We start from the raw sequence: 13,588 nt of genomic DNA, 5'->3' as shown, positions 1-13,588 counted from the left end.
GAGGTTTATCAGGAGCCGTATACGAGGCCCGTACGTACGGTTCTGTGAGAGGGATAACGCCGTAGCAAATTACTGCGGCGTTACCCTACTCGATCATATCGGCACGCTGTTCACTGAAAAGCGTTTGTTCCTGCAAACGGCGGCCGGAATTTTCACTGTCCGCCGGTACCGTAAAGCGGCATGGGGAGCTGCCGGTGAAACAAATAGCTATCTGCCAAACAGTCCATATGCTACAATAGTAATTGGGAGTGCAGCTTTAGCATTCCAAGGTGGGGACATTTTAATCCACCAGCTGTCTGATAAAAAAGGCAATTACCGCCCCTTGAATAAGCAGTATGGCCGGTATCCCCCACTTAAATTTTATTTTTTGGGTTTTATGGCGTACTAACTGCATGGCCGCCAGCGCTCCCAGTGAACCGCCAATGACACTGGCCAAAAGCAGGCGGTTTTCAGGAATGCGCCACCTTACCCTTTTACGCCCGGCCAGCCATTTATCCAGCACAAACAGGCCGAAGGTAAGCAGGTTTATGGATATGACATAAAATTTAACGAACTGCATTTTAATGAACTCCCAACTTTTTTTATTTATAGCTTCTTATAGCTTCTTGCTCATCAAATAACTTTCCTGCCAATAATTTAGAAACGGAGTGATACGGATTGACTATTTACAAATCCACCTGCCCGTTGGACTGCCCTGACACCTGTGGAATGCTGGTGCACGTGGAAAATGAAAAAGTAGTCAAAATTGAGGGCGACCCGGATCATCCCCTCACCCGGGGTTTTTTGTGTTCCAAGGGCTACCGCCATTTACAGCGAATGTACAGCAGCCAGCGGATTACTCATCCCCTGGTAAGGAAAAACGGAAGCTGGCAGGCCATTGAGTGGTCAGATGCCTATGACCTGATAGCTGAAAGGTTAAATCATATTAAGCAGCAGTACGGCAGCACCGCCGTTTTACTGCACACCGGCAGCGGCAGCGGGGGGCTGCTGCACCAACTGGATACCCGTTTTGGCAATGCCTACGGCGGTATGACCACCCCCCGGGGCAGTATCTGCTGGGGCAGCGGTTATGCCGCCCAGGAAGCAGACTTTGGCATGCTGCAAATTCACCCCTGGTCGGATGTACTCAATTCCCGCTTAATTGTGCTCTGGGGCAGGGACCCGGATACTACCAACCTGCATATGGTTCCCTTTATTAAAAAAGCCAGGGAAAAAGGGGCTAAATTAATGGTTATAAACCCGCTGCAAATTAAAATGGCCGAAGAGGCGGATTTACATGTCCGGCCCCTGCCGGGAACCGACGGTGCCCTGGCACTGGCCATGGCCGGTGTAATAATTGAAGAAAACCTGCACAATTACCAGTTTGCGCGCAGCTGCGCCAATTACCACAGCTACTGCCAACTGGTTAAAAACTTCTCCCTGCAAAAGGCGGAAGAAATAACCGCCGTGCCGGCGGAAACCATTCGCCGTGCCGCCCTGATGTACGCCAAATGCAAACCGGCCAGCATTCTTTTTGGTTACGGCATGCAGCGCTACGCCAACGGGGGGAATACCGTCAGGTACATTGATGCCCTGGCTGCATTAACCGGTAATATTGGTATTCCCGGCGGCGGAGCTAACTATGCCCACCAGTTATGGCACGGGTTTTTTAATGACCTGGCGGGAAAACACCTGGCTGAAAAAGAGCGCACGCTGGCCACCCCTACACTGGCCGAAGAAATTATCAATGCCCAGGACCCACCGATCAAGGCCATAATTGTCACCCGTTCCAACCCGGTGAACCAGCTGCCCAACACCAAAAAAGTGCTGCAGGCTTTTAAATCTGCCGGCTTTGTGGTGGTGGTGGACATGTTTATGACCGACACCGCGGAAACAGCTGATTTGGTACTGCCCTGCACTTATTTTTTGGAAGAAGAAAATATTATTATCAGTTCATGGAACTATTACCTGGGGTATGTCCGCAAAGTGGTAGAGCCGCCGGGGCAGTGCAAACCGGACCCGGTAATCTTTAGCGAACTGGCCCGGCATATGAACCTACCGGGATTTGAACTGCAAACACCCAGGCAGTGGCTGGAGTGGGCGCTGAAGCCGGCCGCTGAAAAATACGGCCTGACCATAGAAAAGCTAGCCCAGGGAGCAATAAGGCACCCGGCAGCACCGTCGGCGGCCTGGGAGAACGGTAAATTTAAAACTGCCGACGGCAAATTTCAATTTTGTTCCCAGGAGTATCAAGGGGTGTATGAACCACCAACCGAGGAATACCCCCTGCAGCTTATCACCGCCCATCACAGGGCATATATGCATTCGCAGTATCACAACTTAGATAAAAACAGCAGCCAGCCCATGCCGGTGGAAATAAATCCTTTAGAAGCGGAAAAACGCGGTTTATCAGAGGGCCAGCTGGCGGTAATAAAAACCCCCCGGGGTAAATTAAAGGTCAAAGTATCCATTACCGGCCGGGTGCCGGAAAAAGCAGCGTTAATATACCAGGGCCGCTGGTTGAAATCGGGAGGCGGCGTCAACCTGTTAACCCCGGATTTTATACCGGATTTAGGCCCGGGCACACCCTTTTATGACTGTCATTGCCAAATAGAAGCTTTATAAAAAGCAGATATAGACCGGAGAGTGAAAAGGGGCCTAACGGCCCCTTTCAATATGCTAACTAATTATTTCAGAACCAAATGCGGCTTATTGGGCAGGTAATGAACGGCCTTAATAAACCTAACGGTTCCCGTTTTAGCTCTCATTACTATGGAATGGGTTTCCGCCCGGTCGTTGCTTAAATAACGAACCCCCTTTAAAAGCTCGCCGTCAGTTACGCCGGTGGCAGCAAAGATGGCATCATCACCTTTAACCAGGTCGTCCATGTATAATATCTGCCGGGGGTCTTTTAAACCCATTTTCACGCAGCGGCGGTATTCTTCATCGTTCTGCGGCACTAACCGAGCCTGCATTTCCCCGCCCATGCATTTCAGCGCCGCAGCGGCAATAACGCCCTCCGGCGCCCCGCCGATTCCCACGTACAAATCGATACCGGTTTCATCCAGGGCGGTATTGATGGCTGCCCCCACATCACCGTCACTGAACAGGCGCACCCTGGCCCCGGCACTGCGGGCACCTTCTATAAAGTGTTTGTGACGCTCCCGTTCCAGTATCATCACTGTTAAATCGCTGATATTTTTATTATTAACCTCGGCCAAAATTTTTAAAGTATGTTCAATGGGATCATCAATATGAATTTTACCCGCTGCCCGGGGGCCCACAGCAATTTTCTCCATATACATATCCGGCGCGTGCAATAAATTCCCCCGGTCTGCTACGGCCACCACCGCCAGCGCATTGCCGTAACCCTTGGCCACCAGGTTGGTGCCCTCCAGCGGGTCCACGGCCACATCCACTTCGGGAGCCGGCGCACAGCCAAGTTTTTCGCCAATATATAACATGGGGGCCTCATCCATTTCCCCCTCACCGATAACCACCGTACCATTCATGCTTACCGAATCAAACATCTCCCTCATGGCGCTGGTGGCGGCATCATCTGCCTCGGTCTTTTTACCGCGCCCCAACCAGCGGGCACTTCCCAATGCTGCCACCTCGGTAACCCGGACAAGCTCCATTGCCAGTTCGCGATCCATATGTAAACCTCCCAAAAATAACATAATATATAAATACATTATAACATATCATTTTCTACTTTTTAATTAAGTACTGTATACTAAATATTTGATGCTAAATACCGGCAGCACCCGTTCCCGCTTCTCTGCTCTCCACTTCCTGGTAAATGCGCCTGGGGTAAGCAATTTTTACTCCCTGCTGGTAGCAGTGGCGCCAAATATATTCTTTTAACATTTTTTCCACCGTCCAAATGGAGGCCGGTTTAGTTTTGGCAATAATGGTAAACGTACCGCCCCGGTCGTTTTCGTTTATATCGGTAACACCATATACCTGGGGCGGTTCCACCAGGCTGCCCCTTTCATCGGTTAAAAATTGATCCCGGAAATCACGTTCCACCTGCCTGCACACGTCCTCCAGCAGTTCCCTCACTTTAACAGGATCTTCTTCATAGGGAAATGTCACCGACACAATGGCCCGCAGTTCCCGGCGGTTATAGTTTCGCACCGTACGGATTTCTGAATTGGGAATGTAAAATTTTTTACCAGACCATTCCCTGATGGTGGTCATCCGCAGTCCAATTTCTTCCACCGTACCGGTTACTTCCCCGTTAATCTGCACAAAGTCCCCCACGTGAAACTGATCTTCAAACATGACAAAGAAACCGGTAATTACGTCTTTTACCAGGCTTTGGGCACCAAAACCAATGGCCAGCCCCACCACCCCGGCTCCGGCAATAATGGGGGTAATGTCCACAAACTGCTTTAATATTAACAGCACGGCAATGATGTAAATGACATACCTGGTAAAGGACATCAGCATGGTTGCCAAGGTGCGCTCTTTGTTTTCATCCATTTTGGTAAATTTAAATATCCGCGCTATCAGCTTAGTTCTCAGCTTCATTAAAATATAACTGATAATGATTATGGCCACAGTAACAACCATTTTTTCAATTACTGAAAGCCACTGCACCTGTTCCAGCAAACTCATAAACTTTTCTTCCGCCATCCCGGCATTTCACCTACCCTGAAATAATAAAAATTACAACCAAACAGCAGACCTCCCGCATATATGGGAGGCCTGCTGCTTAATATCATATTTCAAATACCACTGTTATTCAACCTCTAATTTTCCCTTTTTCAGGGCAAAAACGGCACCGATTAAAAGCAGTATGGAAAAACCTAAACCGGCCAGTACATTGTTAACCAGCACCATTATAATATAGCCCACCATGCTGATAGCGGCCACCAGTGTGGCATAGGGCAGCTGGGTGCGCACGTGGTCAATATGGTGACAGGCTGCGCCGGTGGAAGACAAAATGGTGGTATCGGATATGGGGGAAATATGGTCCCCGTACACTGCACCGGCCAGCACGGCAGCCATGGACATCAAAATAATATCCGTACCGGTACCGGCACCGGCTGCCATTGGAGCAGCAATGGGCAGCATGATACCAAAGGTGCCCCATGATGTACCGGTGGCAAAGGCCATTAAACCGGAAAGGGCAAAGGCCAAACTGGGCAGCAGGTATACGGGCAGTTTTTCACTTAATTTAGAAGCCAAAAATTTACCTGTACCCAGCTCACCAATTACACCGCCGATGGCCCAGGCCAGTACAAGAATAACAATGGCGGTAACCATAGACTGCATCCCCTTCAGCAGCGCCGGGATAAAATCCCGGGGTTTCATCTGTTTCCGCGGCAGGTACAGAAAAGCAGCAAAAATAATGGTTAAGGCAGCACCGTATACCAGCGATATACTAACGGCGGTATTTAGGAAGGCATCCATCAATGAGCCGCCCTGTTCACCAAAATAACCGCCGGTATACAGCATGGCCAGCGTGGTAAAAAATATCAGCCCCAAAATGGGCAGCACCAGGTCGATAACTTTACCTTTTACCGTACCGTCTTTACTTAATTCCACTTCCGGGCTGCCCGGGGGCTCACCCTTGCTTTGGTCATACAGCTGGCCGGTTTTAAGGGCTCTTTTTTCTTCCCCGGCCATGGGGCCAAACTCAACATTGGTAACAGCGATTACAATCACCATCAGCAGTGTCAGTATGGCGTAAATGTTCATGGGAATCATGGTTATAAAAGCTGTCAGCGGCTCAATACCGGTGACATTTACGTTTTTCAATTGGTCGGCAATAACGGTAATGATGTAAGCGCCCCAACTGGAAAGGGGAGCAATAATACAAACCGGTGCGGCGGTGGAGTCAATTATATAAGCCAACTTGGCCCTGGAAACACGGTGCCTGTCGGTGATGGGACGGGCCACCTGACCCACTGCCAGGCTGTTGAAGTAGTCGTCAATAAAGATAATAATTCCTAATAACATTGTCACCATTTGGGCCCCCGTGCGGCTTTTTACCCGGGCCAGTGCCCATTCACCAAAGGCTCTGCTGCCGCCGGAGGCAGAAATCAGAGCAGTCAATCCACCGAGTAAAAACAGAAAGGCCAAAATGGGAATATTCCACTCCGGGTCTGACATGCTTTTAAATCCAATGGCAAAGGTTTTTTCAAAGGCCGCAATTAAGCTGTAATCGGAAAGAATAAATGCACCCACAAAAATACCTAAAAATAACGACAATAGAACTTCTTTAGTAATTAGTGCTGCCGTAATAGCAATTAATGGCGGAATTACTGACAGCCATCCATATTCCATTTACTTACCTCCTCATTAATAGTCTCTCGTGTCCATTTTGAACATTCACTTTAAAATCTTTTTGTTTTAGTAAATAATTTTTCACCACCTTTATAAAATTATCAGACAACTGTTTTTTCTCCTTCAACTGTAAATATCCTTTTTTATTGTTAAATTTTATCAAAACATCCCGCTGCCGCACAGAAAAAGCGGGAACTTTATACATTTTTATATAATAAAAAAGCCCCGCATATATCTCAAGTTCTTTTATATAAGTATACATTATACTGCGGGGGTTTTCTTTTTTGTTTAAATTTTAGAAATTAGGTGCAAATTAAAAGGATTTTTACAATACTTTGTATAATATTTTGTTATCTTTTGGTAAGGGAGTGAAGCCTTTGGATGAAATAAACAAGACCTGCTTGCTGCATGAAATACTGAATTTAACCCGCGGGCTGTATAAAGCCATTGATGAAGACTGGAGAAAATGCGCCGCTAAAAGTGGTTTAACTGTTTCCCAGCAGCACCTGCTGTGGATTCTTTACTTCGAAAACGGCAGTACCCTTTCGCAAATTAGTGAATACGGTATTTGGCACCTCTCAACGGTTATAGACCTGGTGGAAAGAATGGAACGGTTCGGTATGGTGCGTAAAGAAACCGATGTAAAGGATGCCCGCACCAAACGGGTCTACATAACCGACAAGGGTAAAAAAATGCTCAAAATCAGCTGGAACAATAAGGATAATTTTAAATTTATAGATGCATTAAATTTGGGAAACAAAGAACTGGTACAGCAGTATTTCGATACTCTCTACCGGCTGAACAGATTGTTCAACGGCGAAAAATTTGTACAATATGTTCAAAAGTCAACTAAAAAGCTGCGTAATAAACTGGAAAGAAAAGAATTATAGTCATTAATACCTCAATCCGGAATATGGTGTGAAAAAGAACTTTTTTATGAGGTGCCATATGCCGGAAAGTTTTGGGCTGGTATTTGTTATTGTATTAATGGCTTTAATCTTCGACTTTATTAACGGCTTTCACGACACCGCCAACGCGGTGGCCACATCCATCGCCACCGGTGCCCTTTCCCCCCGCCGGGCCATCATTTGGGCTTCTGTTTTAAACTTTTTAGGAGCGGTACTTTTTACCGGGGTGGCCCATACCATCGGTGCAGAAATCGCCGATCCGGCACAGCTGGAAAATGGTCTGCCGGTAATTATGGCTGCATTAATGTCAGCAGTAACATGGAACTTATTCACCTGGTACCTGGGAATACCCAGCAGTTCTTCCCACGCTCTAATCGGTTCACTGGCCGGAGCGGCAGCCGCTGCTGCCGGATGGGAGACAGTAAACAAAGCCGGCCTTTGGCACATTATTCAGGCTTTGATAATCTCCCCCCTGCTGGCCATGGCAACGGGTTTTTTTATTATGTCCCTGTGCAAACGCTTAATCCCACCATCTTCCGCCGCCAAAGCCGATCATTATTTCCGAAAACTGCAGGTAATTACCGCCTTCTTCCAGGCCTTCAGCCACGGTACAAATGACGCTCAAAAAACTATGGGCGTCATCACCTTTGCCCTGGTGGCAGCGGGATTACAGCCGGACTGCCGCACCATACCCCTGTGGGTTAAAATCACCGCCGCACTGGCCATGGCCGCCGGCACTTCGGTGGGGGGGTGGCGCATAATTTACACCGTCAGCCAACGCATCACCAGGCTGCGTCCGCCCAACGCCTTTTCTGCCGACCTGAGTTCGGCCGGCATAATTATCACCGCTACGTTACTGCATCTGCCGGTAAGCACCACCCATGTTATATCATCCTCGGTGGTGGGAGCGGGCATAAGCGGCGGTGTTAATGCTGTAAACTGGCAGACTGTGCGCAGCATGATCTGCGCCTGGTTAGTTACATTACCCGTCAGCTTTATTTCCGGGACGATAATTTACCGGCTGTTATCAGCATTCATGGAATACATCTGACGGTACTCCAAAACTGATTGACCTTACCTGTACCCCATGTATTTGTCCCAGTTCCTGCTCCATTTCTTGACGTTCCTGCTGGGAGGCTTCCATGGTCAAGGTTATTATTCCCCTGTTTTTACTGGGTGCCGGGATACCGCTGCGGGATAAAATCCGTGCCCCGTAACGGGTCAACACATCCTGCACCTCCGGGGCATGGGAAGCCCGCTCGTCAACAAGTAATCCTAAAATAGTAATATCTCGTTCCACTAAACATTCCCCTTTCTTTTTAGATACTAACTTTATCCACCAGGTGGTCTTCGGCTAAAGACACCGCCTTAAAAGATGCTTAAGTCCAACCAGGCCGATAAATCCTCCAAAATATGTATGCCGGCTGTACTGTTACCTTTCGGGTCCAGGGCAGGACTGTACACCCCAATACCCATCTTTTGAGGCACCACCGCCATTATACCGCCGGAAACCCCACTCTTGGCAGGTATTCCCGCTTTGATGGCAAACTCCCCGGAAGCATTGTACATGCCGCAGGTAACCATAAAAGTAGTGATAATCCGCACTATTTCAGCGGGAACTATCTCCCGGCCGGCAGGCGTACTTCCCCTATTGGCCAGGCAGAGAGCTATATTGGCTATATCTGAACAGGTAACTTCAATGGCACACTGCAGAAAGTACGTATCCAGTATATCTTCCACATCTCCATCCAGCACCCCGGTATCCAGCATGAAATAGGCCATAGCCCGGTTGCGGTGGGCAGTTTCTTTTTCCGAACGGTAAACCTTCTCATTTATACCAATGCTTTCATTACCCGCCATCAACCGGACCAGTTTTAAAATTCTCTCTATCCTTTCACTGCTGTTTTTTCCCTTTATTAAAGAAGTGATAGCTATGGCACCGGCATTAATCATGGGATTAAGGGGTTTACTGGGGTTAAGGGTCTCCAGTTTAATTATAGAGTTAAAGGGATCCCCGGTGGGTTCCATTCCCACCTTTCTAAACACCTCCACCGGTCCCCTGTCCACCAGGGCCTGTATCAAAGCCAGGGGTTTGGCAATACTCTGCATGGTAAACTTAACACAGCAATCTCCAGCGGTGAACAACTGCCCTTTCATATTCGCCACACTTATGCCCACGTTTCCCGGGTCTGCCTTGGCCAGCGCGGGAATATACGAGGCCACCCGGCCGTACTTAACCCGGTAGCGATTTTGCTCTAATATTTTTTGCAACAGTTCTTCCATCTTACCACCGCTTTAGATAATTTTTCTTAGTGTACCCAAAGTTAAATATTAATTGCATCAATGCTTCCAAATAATAATAAAACCCACCGAGATACTTTTATCTCGATGGGTTTCGGCCGGCAGTTTTATTCATCCAGCATGCGAATGGAACTTGCGGGGCAGTTAACCTCACATTCCATACACCCGGTGCATGCCTCGGGATGGATAACCTGGCAGTGGTGGTCATCCGCTTCAAATACGTTGGGCTCCGCCGGGCAGACATTATGGCAGTTACCACAGCCAATACAGGTATCGTGATCAATAACCGGTCGCACAAATATCACCGCCTGTCATTTATAATTATTTAACTAGTATATAAAATAAAAAATCTTTAAACAATAGACAACTATAATCTTAAATAAAAACCGTTTTGTCAACCCATTTCGGCATTCTCTTTCAATTTCTCGTACTGCAGTATTTTTAACCTGCGGTTCTTTAAAGCTATTACTCCCGTTTTGCGAAATTCACTGAGTACCCTGGATGCCGTTTCCTGGGTTAAACCGCTCATGTAAGCCAGGGTTTGAACGGTAACCGGCAGCTTAATTTCCATCCCACCGGGTGCATCCCTGCCCTCTTCATTGGCCAGCCTGACAATAATGGAAGCCATTCTCTGCCGGGCCCTCTTTAATGATAAATCCCTGATCATTTTTCTTGATTTAGTCAGCTGGGACTCAAGCACCGTCAGCAGGCGAATGGCCACCTGGGGTTTGCTTTGTACCAGCTGCTGGTAATAGTCCAGCGGAATACTGCAGTACACCCCGTCTTCATATGCTTCTGCACTGACATCATACCTGCTGTTGGCGGTTAATGACACATCCCCAAACACCGCACCGGGACCAATAATATCAACAATTTGTTCTTTACCGTCGATACTTTCGTAATATAATTTCACCCGGCCGTGCATGATGATATACAACCCGGCACATTTTTCTCCCTCGGAGTAAATAAGCTGACCGGATTTTACCCTGTGCTTTTGTACATTCCTTTGAAATTCCAGCAAATCTTCCCCTTTTAAATCACATACTATAGTTAACCTGCGCACCGGACACCCTGCACATTCCCAAATAGGGGGCTGTTTTTTCAGAAACTATCCCTCCCTTGACGGCCAGCGGTCAACCGCAAGCACCTTTAGCGCTGATTTTATATTAATTTGACATCAGCGCTGTTAATCCTTTATTTATAAAACATGTGATCTATATCATTAACAGTATACAATAAAAGTGCTACTATTAAACACATGCAGCATTAAACAACAAGGAGTGAAATGACTATGGCTAAAATTAAAAGACAAATTGTTAAAATTGATGAAGAAAAGTGCACCGGCTGCGGCAACTGTGTAGCCCCGTGTGCCGAAGGGGCTATTGAAATAGTCAACGGCAAGGCCAAGGTAATAAAAGAAGAGCTTTGCGATGGGGCCGGTTTTTGCATCGGCACCTGTCCCACGGGGGCGCTTTCTTTAGAAACCAGGGAAGCAGAACCCTTTTCTGAAGAGGCAGTTAAAGAACAGCAGGCTAAAAGGGATGTGCATTTTGAAGTTCAAAAATGTTTTAACTGCAGCAGAACCGAAATGGATGCCCCGCTGCTGCCCTGCCGTAAGGAAGGGGAAAGTTTGTGGGTATGTACCAGATGCCTGCCGGCATTAATTCACGGGTAGTAAGAAAAAACTCCTGCCGAACCCAGCCCGGCAGGAGTTTTTTTCTAATTACAGCCGTGTAAACGGGCCAAAATACTGTAAAATATATTTTCCAGAACAGTGGGTGCAGCAATGAACGACAACGTGAAATATTTTAAAAAATGCGCGCTGTTTTCCGAGCTCACCGGTGAACAGCTTGCCAAAATAGCCAAATTGGTGCACGACCGCAGTTACAAAAAGGGCAGTTTTGTTTTTTTAGAAGACGACCCGGGCACAGCACTGTTTATATTAAAACAGGGCCTGGTAAAACTGACCAAACGCAGTGCCGACGGGCGGGAACACATACTGCATTTCGTTCACCCCGGGGAAGTCTTTGCCGAGGTGGTATTGTTTGGCAGCAGCAGTTACCCCGCCAGCGCAGAAGTGCAGCAGGACTCGGTTATCGGCGCGGTAAAAAACAGCGACATGGAAAAATTAATTATCGCCAATCCCGGGATTGCCCTGTCCATGCTGCACATTATGTCCAAGCGTCTGCGCTCTGCCCAGGAAAAGGTGCGGAATTTAGCACTAAACGACGTGCGCAGGAGAATAATACTGGCACTGCTGGAAATAGCAGCAGAACACGGGGTGCAGAGGGAAGAAGACATTATATTAAAACTGACGCTGACAAATCAAGAACTGGCCAGTATGGTGGGAACCTCCAGGGAAGCCGCCAACAGGATAATAAGTGAATTAAAGAAAAAGGGTATTTTAGAAGTAAACCGCCGGCAAATAGTAATTAAAGACCAAAAAAAGCTGCGGGCACTGGTGTAAGCAGCCTAACGACAGGTATAAAAAGGCCCCGTCCCAATGGGACAGGGCGCAGGAATATTTTATCAACGGGGTTCCAGCTCCACTTCTTTATATGTAGACAGCGGCAGCGGTTCTTCAATGTCACGGCCGGGCACATAGTCAAACAAATCCTGTATCCGTTTGCTCATCACCTGGAACATCATGCCCACGGGTATGCCGCTGGGACAGGCTGATTCACACTGCCCGCAGCCAACACAGGATTCTCCCATGTGATTGGCCCTGGTCAGGTGGAAGAGCACAGTGTCCGTTGGCATTTCGATACAGCCCTTTCGCTCGGCCCACTTCAAGTACTTGTCAGCATCGTGCTGGAAGGTGGGACTTATAAATACGCACTCGCGGCAGAAACAGATGGGACAGGCCTGACGGCAGTTGCTGCACTTCAAGCAGGCGGACAGCTCATCCATTAACTTATCCATACTGTTTAATTTGTCGCTGTATTCAGCAATCATTTTTTCTTTTTCTGCCGCCCTGGTTTCCACCAGCCTGCTGATTAAATCGCTGCGTTTGGACAAATCACCGCCGCCGGACAGCCCTATTTTTTCCACCGCACCGGCCAGCTCATCACCGGCCTGAATCAACAGTTCACTATTTACATTCATGCCCACCCAACCGATGTGAATTTGGGCATGCTCTGCAGTAACATGATCACAAATCCGACATGACCGGCGAACATCCGTACCGCCAATTGCCGTTTCCCCGCCGGCCGCCTTGGCCGCCCAATCCTCCGGCTTAAGCTGACCCGATTTTACCAATTGACGGTATGTGCTTGGTTCAAAGGTACCCAAGCAGTCCACACCGATAATCACCAGGTTATCGAGCTTGGCCTGCTGCAGCTTAACCAGTTCTACCAGCGCCCGCACCTCACAGGACCGCAGCACCACACCAACCTTTTCTTTCAATCCCCGGCTGGTGAGGTCGGACACCAACCGGGCAGCGTTTTGTAAACTAACGGGCACCAGCGGGTTGGCACCGGCGGCAGCTTCCGGCTCCTTTACCAGCGTATGCACAGCAGCACCGTCAACGGGCTGCTGCACAAACAGCGCGTCAACAACCTGCTGCTCTAAAAGCCCCTTCATAAAACCAGCCAGGCTTTTTACCGGGTTATTGTTTTCCACCTTTAATATATAATTTTTCATCACTCACCCCACCTCCTTATGTCTGCCATTTTTTACCCATCGGGTTGGGGCCCAATTGTTTTAATTTTTCTACCATCTCGGTAATGGTTTGACCGAAATAGTTGCCTTCGGAAGCACTGATAAATCTAAACCACAGTCGATCCTCTTCCACACCAAACTGTTTTAATATTTCTTTTACCATCGCTATTTTACGGCGCGCCTTGTAATTGCCACTACCATAGTGGCAGTCACCGGGGTGTCAACCACCCACCAGCACACCATCAGCACCTTCCAACAGCGGGCGCACCAAATACATCGGGTCTACCGAACCGGTACACATAACCCGTACAATGCGAACATTTGGAGGGTACTGGATACGGGAAGTACCTGCCAAGTCGGCACCTGTGTAGGAGCACCAGTTGCACATTAAACCAACAATTTTGGGTTCAAATTCAGCGTCTAGCTTTTGTTCCGGAATGCTC

The 13,588-nt window shown here is 48.1% G+C and carries 15 protein-coding genes; 5 read left to right on the top strand and 10 right to left on the bottom strand.

Features of this window, described 5'->3' with window-relative positions:
- Positions 1-280 precede the first annotated feature (280 nt).
- The gene (locus JOC37_RS08935; RefSeq protein WP_204618150.1) at positions 281-559 is read right to left on the bottom strand and encodes a DUF1294 domain-containing protein; all 279 of its coding nucleotides are present in this window, start codon (positions 557-559) and stop codon (positions 281-283) included.
- A 98-nt stretch (positions 560-657) separates the two neighbouring features.
- Between JOC37_RS08935 and JOC37_RS08930 the strand changes: the two genes are divergently transcribed.
- Entirely contained in the window at positions 658-2,604 is a 1,947-nt protein-coding gene (locus JOC37_RS08930; RefSeq protein WP_204618148.1) for a molybdopterin-containing oxidoreductase family protein, read from the top strand.
- Positions 2,605-2,666: 62 nt separating this feature from the next.
- Here the strand turns inward: JOC37_RS08930 and glpX are convergent, their stop codons facing one another.
- From glpX to JOC37_RS08915, 3 genes are all read right to left on the bottom strand, one after another.
- Positions 2,667-3,635, bottom strand: coding sequence for a class II fructose-bisphosphatase (glpX, locus tag JOC37_RS08925; RefSeq protein WP_204618147.1), 969 nt, complete (start codon positions 3,633-3,635; stop codon positions 2,667-2,669).
- 94 nt (positions 3,636-3,729) lie between these two features.
- Positions 3,730-4,620: a mechanosensitive ion channel family protein gene (locus JOC37_RS08920; protein ID WP_204618145.1), complete on the bottom strand. Its 891-nt coding sequence runs from the start codon at positions 4,618-4,620 to the stop codon at positions 3,730-3,732.
- Positions 4,621-4,725: 105 nt separating this feature from the next.
- Complete coding sequence (locus JOC37_RS08915) at positions 4,726-6,276, bottom strand: Na+/H+ antiporter NhaC family protein (RefSeq protein ID WP_204618144.1); 1,551 nt, start codon at positions 6,274-6,276, stop codon at positions 4,726-4,728.
- A gap of 377 nt (positions 6,277-6,653) precedes the next feature.
- Here JOC37_RS08915 and JOC37_RS08910 point away from each other — a divergent pair, with 377 nt between their 5' ends.
- Both JOC37_RS08910 and JOC37_RS08905 read left to right on the top strand, forming a co-directional pair.
- Positions 6,654-7,166: a winged helix DNA-binding protein gene (locus JOC37_RS08910; RefSeq protein ID WP_204618142.1), complete on the top strand. Its 513-nt coding sequence runs from the start codon at positions 6,654-6,656 to the stop codon at positions 7,164-7,166.
- Between the two features lie 58 nt (positions 7,167-7,224).
- A complete protein-coding gene (locus JOC37_RS08905; RefSeq protein ID WP_204618140.1) occupies positions 7,225-8,235 on the top strand; it encodes an inorganic phosphate transporter in 1,011 nt (336 codons plus the stop codon).
- On the opposite strand, the gene JOC37_RS08900 is transcribed toward JOC37_RS08905, so the two are convergent.
- From JOC37_RS08900 to JOC37_RS08885, 4 genes are all read right to left on the bottom strand, one after another.
- The gene (locus JOC37_RS08900; RefSeq protein WP_204618138.1) at positions 8,212-8,484 is read right to left on the bottom strand and encodes a TM1266 family iron-only hydrogenase system putative regulator; all 273 of its coding nucleotides are present in this window, start codon (positions 8,482-8,484) and stop codon (positions 8,212-8,214) included. The genes JOC37_RS08905 and JOC37_RS08900 overlap by 24 nt on opposite strands.
- 68 nt (positions 8,485-8,552) lie before the next feature.
- Positions 8,553-9,467: a glutaminase A gene (gene glsA, locus JOC37_RS08895; RefSeq protein ID WP_204618136.1), complete on the bottom strand. Its 915-nt coding sequence runs from the start codon at positions 9,465-9,467 to the stop codon at positions 8,553-8,555.
- Positions 9,468-9,592: 125 nt separating this feature from the next.
- Entirely contained in the window at positions 9,593-9,781 is a 189-nt protein-coding gene (locus tag JOC37_RS08890) for a 4Fe-4S binding protein (RefSeq protein ID WP_204618134.1), read from the bottom strand.
- Between the two features lie 98 nt (positions 9,782-9,879).
- On the bottom strand, positions 9,880-10,548 hold the full coding sequence (locus JOC37_RS08885; RefSeq protein ID WP_204618132.1) for a cyclic nucleotide-binding domain-containing protein: 669 nt from the start codon (positions 10,546-10,548) through the stop codon (positions 9,880-9,882).
- A 228-nt stretch (positions 10,549-10,776) separates the two neighbouring features.
- On the opposite strand from JOC37_RS08885, the gene JOC37_RS08880 reads away from it, so the two are divergent.
- Positions 10,777-11,160 carry an ATP-binding protein gene (locus JOC37_RS08880; RefSeq protein WP_204618130.1) on the top strand — a complete coding sequence of 128 codons (384 nt, stop codon included), beginning with the start codon at positions 10,777-10,779 and terminating at the stop codon, positions 11,158-11,160.
- Between the two features lie 111 nt (positions 11,161-11,271).
- Complete coding sequence (locus JOC37_RS08875; RefSeq protein WP_204618128.1) at positions 11,272-11,952, top strand: Crp/Fnr family transcriptional regulator; 681 nt, start codon at positions 11,272-11,274, stop codon at positions 11,950-11,952.
- Positions 11,953-12,014: 62 nt separating this feature from the next.
- Here the strand turns inward: JOC37_RS08875 and JOC37_RS08870 are convergent, their stop codons facing one another.
- Together JOC37_RS08870 and JOC37_RS08865 are read right to left on the bottom strand one after the other, a co-directional pair.
- Entirely contained in the window at positions 12,015-13,127 is a 1,113-nt protein-coding gene (locus tag JOC37_RS08870) for a Coenzyme F420 hydrogenase/dehydrogenase, beta subunit C-terminal domain (RefSeq protein ID WP_204618126.1), read from the bottom strand.
- A 16-nt stretch (positions 13,128-13,143) separates the two neighbouring features.
- Positions 13,144-13,533, bottom strand: coding sequence for a hydrogenase iron-sulfur subunit (locus tag JOC37_RS08865; RefSeq protein WP_204618152.1), 390 nt, complete (start codon positions 13,531-13,533; stop codon positions 13,144-13,146).
- Positions 13,534-13,588: the final 55 nt, after the last annotated feature.

It is taken from the genome of Desulforadius tongensis, from assembly GCF_016907915.1.
GTDB lineage: Bacteria > Bacillota > Desulfotomaculia > Desulfotomaculales > Desulfohalotomaculaceae > Desulforadius > Desulforadius tongensis.
The sequence above is the reverse complement of the archived record's forward strand: the minus strand, read 5'-3'. Positions and strand labels throughout refer to the sequence as shown.

Bases quoted from the DNA above. Each gene is read 5' to 3' on its own strand.
- JOC37_RS08870 (WP_204618126.1), bottom strand. From the start codon at position 13,127: ATGAAAAATTATATATTAAAGGTGGAAAACAATAACCCGGTAAAAAGC.
- JOC37_RS08920 (WP_204618145.1), bottom strand. From the start codon at position 4,620: ATGGCGGAAGAAAAGTTTATGAGTTTGCTGGAACAGGTGCAGTGGCTT.
- JOC37_RS08905 (WP_204618140.1), top strand. From the start codon at position 7,225: ATGCCGGAAAGTTTTGGGCTGGTATTTGTTATTGTATTAATGGCTTTA.
- glsA (WP_204618136.1), bottom strand. From the start codon at position 9,467: ATGGAAGAACTGTTGCAAAAAATATTAGAGCAAAATCGCTACCGGGTT.
- JOC37_RS08935 (WP_204618150.1), bottom strand. From the start codon at position 559: ATGCAGTTCGTTAAATTTTATGTCATATCCATAAACCTGCTTACCTTC.
- JOC37_RS08915 (WP_204618144.1), bottom strand. From the start codon at position 6,276: ATGGAATATGGATGGCTGTCAGTAATTCCGCCATTAATTGCTATTACG.
- JOC37_RS08880 (WP_204618130.1), top strand. From the start codon at position 10,777: ATGGCTAAAATTAAAAGACAAATTGTTAAAATTGATGAAGAAAAGTGC.
- glpX (WP_204618147.1), bottom strand. From the start codon at position 3,635: ATGGATCGCGAACTGGCAATGGAGCTTGTCCGGGTTACCGAGGTGGCA.
- JOC37_RS08875 (WP_204618128.1), top strand. From the start codon at position 11,272: ATGAACGACAACGTGAAATATTTTAAAAAATGCGCGCTGTTTTCCGAG.